The organism is Neisseria sp. P0001.S005 (genome assembly GCF_051963715.1).
Window position 1 is genome coordinate 1,356 of sequence record NZ_JBQCTZ010000225.1, and the last position, 3,931, is coordinate 5,286.

At 49.5% G+C, this 3,931-nt stretch carries 2 tRNA genes and 2 rRNA genes (1 of these 4 running past the window's edge); all 4 read right to left on the bottom strand.

The window, feature by feature from the left end:
- A 23S ribosomal RNA gene (locus tag ACTHSP_RS17505) occupies positions 1–1,594 on the bottom strand (its annotated part extends 1,355 nt beyond the left edge of the window); the annotation flags it as partial.
- Between the two features lie 348 nt (positions 1,595–1,942).
- A tRNA-Ala gene (locus ACTHSP_RS17510) sits at positions 1,943–2,018 on the bottom strand.
- Between the two features lie 5 nt (positions 2,019–2,023).
- Positions 2,024–2,100, bottom strand: a tRNA-Ile gene (locus tag ACTHSP_RS17515).
- Positions 2,101–2,205: 105 nt separating this feature from the next.
- Positions 2,206–3,746: ribosomal RNA gene (locus ACTHSP_RS17520) — 16S ribosomal RNA — on the bottom strand.
- Positions 3,747–3,931: the final 185 nt, after the last annotated feature.

Below are 3,931 nucleotides of genomic sequence, written 5' to 3' on the forward strand. Positions count from 1 at the left end.
ATTCAAACTGAAGCTTAGTGGCTTTTCCTGGAAGCGTGGTATCGGTTACTTCATGTCCGTAGACACTCGTCATCACTTCTCGGTGTTAAGAAGACCCGGATTTGCCTAAGTCTTCCACCTACCGGCTTAAACAAGCTATTCCAACAGCTTGCTAACCTAACCTTCTCCGTCCCCACATCGCATTTGAATCAAGTACAGGAATATTAACCTGTTTCCCATCGACTACGCATTTCTGCCTCGCCTTAGGGGCCGACTCACCCTACGCCGATGAACGTTGCGTAGGAAACCTTGGGCTTTCGGCGAGCGGGCTTTTCACCCGCTTTATCGCTACTCATGTCAACATTCGCACTTCTGATACCTCCAGCACACTTTACAATGCACCTTCATCGGCCTACAGAACGCTCCCCTACCATGCCAGTAAACTGGCATCCGCAGCTTCGGTTATAGATTTGAGCCCCGTTACATCTTCCGCGCAGGACGACTCGACCAGTGAGCTATTACGCTTTCTTTAAATGATGGCTGCTTCTAAGCCAACATCCTGGCTGTCTGGGCCTTCCCACTTCGTTTACCACTTAATCTATCATTTGGGACCTTAGCTGGCGGTCTGGGTTGTTTCCCTCTTGACAACGGACGTTAGCACCCGCTGTCTGTCTCCCGAGGAACCACTTGATGGTATTCTTAGTTTGCCATGGGTTGGTAAGTTGCAATAACCCCCTAGCCATAACAGTGCTTTACCCCCATCAGTGTCTTGCTCGAGGCACTACCTAAATAGTTTTCGGGGAGAACCAGCTATCTCCGAGTTTGTTTAGCCTTTCACCCCTATCCACAGCTCATCCCCGCATTTTGCAACATGCGTGGGTTCGGTCCTCCAGTACCTGTTACGGCACCTTCAACCTGGCCATGGATAGATCACTCGGTTTCGGGTCTACACCCAGCAACTGTTCGCCCTATTAAGACTCGGTTTCCCTACGCCTCCCCTATTCGGTTAAGCTCGCTACTGAATGTAAGTCGTTGACCCATTATACAAAAGGTACGCAGTCACACCACAAGGGTGCTCCCACTGTTTGTATGCATCAGGTTTCAGGTTCTATTTCACTCCCCTCCCGGGGTTCTTTTCGCCTTTCCCTCACGGTACTGGTTCACTATCGGTCGATGATGAGTATTTAGCCTTGGAGGATGGTCCCCCCATATTCAGACAGGATTTCACGTGTCCCGCCCTACTTTTCGTACGCTTAGTACCACTGTTGAGATTTCGAATACGGGACTATCACCCACTATGGTCAAGCTTCCCAGCTTGTTCTTCTATCTCGACAGTTATTACGTACAGGCTCCTCCGCGTTCGCTCGCCACTACTTGCGGAATCTCGGTTGATTTCTTTTCCTCCGGGTACTTAGATGGTTCAGTTCTCCGGGTTCGCTTCTCTAAGTCTATGTATTCAACTTAGGATACTGCACAGAATGCAGTGGGTTTCCCCATTCGGACATCGCGGGATCATAGCTTTATTGCCAGCTCCCCCGCGCTTTTCGCAGGCTTACACGTCCTTCGTCGCCTATCATCGCCAAGGCATCCACCTGATGCACTTATTCACTTGACTCTATCATTTCAAGAACCTCTTTGACTTCGTTTGCCTACCCGTTGACTAGGGAAGCAAACTTGAAATTCCTACTTTGATAAAGCTTACTGCTTTGTTGTGTCTTAATCCTGCCTTTTGTGTTTCAGGATTAAGTCGATACAATCATCACCCAAATACTGTGTTTGTTTTCTTTTCTCTTGCGAGAGATTTTTTATCCTTTGCAAAGAACAAAAAATCAAAACAAACTCATTGTCTTTGTTTGTTGATTTCGGCTTTCCAATTTGTTAAAGAACGATGCGTCGATATTCCACTTCGCAAATCAAAATAAGCTGCTAAGTATAGCAGGCTTCCTTTGATTTGTAAAGTTCTTGGTGGAGGCAAACGGGATCGAACCGATGACCCCCTGCTTGCAAAGCAGGTGCTCTACCAACTGAGCTATGCCCCCGTTCTTGGTGGGTCTGGGAGGACTTGAACCTCCGACCCCACGCTTATCAAGCGTGTGCTCTAACCAGCTGAGCTACAAACCCGGATTCTCTTCTTAAGCGAATCTTGTCTTCACTCAAGCTTTTCTCTTCCGCATCTTTTACAGTTTACCGATAAGTGTGAATGCATCAGACCTCTTCTTTCTCTAGAAAGGAGGTGATCCAGCCGCAGGTTCCCCTACGGCTACCTTGTTACGACTTCACCCCAGTCATGAAGCATACCGTGGTAAGCGGGCTCCTTGCGGTTACCCTACCTACTTCTGGTATCCCCCACTCCCATGGTGTGACGGGCGGTGTGTACAAGACCCGGGAACGTATTCACCGCAGTATGCTGACCTGCGATTACTAGCGATTCCGACTTCATGCACTCGAGTTGCAGAGTGCAATCCGGACTACGATCGGTTTTGTGAGATTGGCTCCACCTCGCGGCTTGGCTACCCTCTGTACCGACCATTGTATGACGTGTGAAGCCCTGGTCATAAGGGCCATGAGGACTTGACGTCATCCCCACCTTCCTCCGGCTTGTCACCGGCAGTCTCATTAGAGTGCCCAACTAAATGATGGCAACTAATGACAAGGGTTGCGCTCGTTGCGGGACTTAACCCAACATCTCACGACACGAGCTGACGACAGCCATGCAGCACCTGTGTTACGGCTCCCGAAGGCACTCCTCCGTCTCTGGAGGATTCCGTACATGTCAAGACCAGGTAAGGTTCTTCGCGTTGCATCGAATTAATCCACATCATCCACCGCTTGTGCGGGTCCCCGTCAATTCCTTTGAGTTTTAATCTTGCGACCGTACTCCCCAGGCGGTCAATTTCACGCGTTAGCTACGCTACTAAGCAATCAAGTTGCCCAACAGCTAATTGACATCGTTTAGGGCGTGGACTACCAGGGTATCTAATCCTGTTTGCTACCCACGCTTTCGAGCATGAACGTCAGTGTTATCCCAGGAGGCTGCCTTCGCCATCGGTATTCCTCCACATCTCTACGCATTTCACTGCTACACGTGGAATTCTACCTCCCTCTGACACACTCTAGTCACCCAGTTCAGAACGCAGTTCCCAGGTTGAGCCCGGGGATTTCACATCCTGCTTAAGTAACCGTCTGCGCTCGCTTTACGCCCAGTAATTCCGATTAACGCTCGCACCCTACGTATTACCGCGGCTGCTGGCACGTAGTTAGCCGGTGCTTATTCTTCAGGTACCGTCATCAAACAGGGGTATTAACCCTGTCCTTTTCTTCCCTGACAAAAGTCCTTTACAACCCGAAGGCCTTCTTCAGACACGCGGCATGGCTGGATCAGGCTTGCGCCCATTGTCCAAAATTCCCCACTGCTGCCTCCCGTAGGAGTCTGGGCCGTGTCTCAGTCCCAGTGTGGCGGATCATCCTCTCAGACCCGCTACTGATCGTCGCCTTGGTAGGCCTTTACCCCACCAACTAGCTAATCAGATATCGGCCGCTCGAATAACGCAAGGCCCGAAGGTCCCCTGCTTTCCTCCTCAGAGAATATGCGGTATTAGCTAATCTTTCGATTAGTTATCCCCCATTACTCGGTACGTTCCGATATATTACTCACCCGTTCGCCACTCGCCACCCAAGAAGCAAGCTTCTCTGTGCTGCCGTCCGACTTGCATGTGTAAAGCATGCCGCCAGCGTTCAATCTGAGCCAGGATCAAACTCTTATGTTCAATCTCTAACTTATAACTTCTGGTCTGCTTCAAAGAAACCGACAGGACAATGTCTAAAACATCATCTTGTCTGTCTTTCAAACAGTGTGAGGCCCAATGCACTCACACTTATCGGTAATCTGTTTTTTAAAGAGCGAATCGAATTATACAGTACATTTAGCAAATGTCAACTAAAATTATCGAAA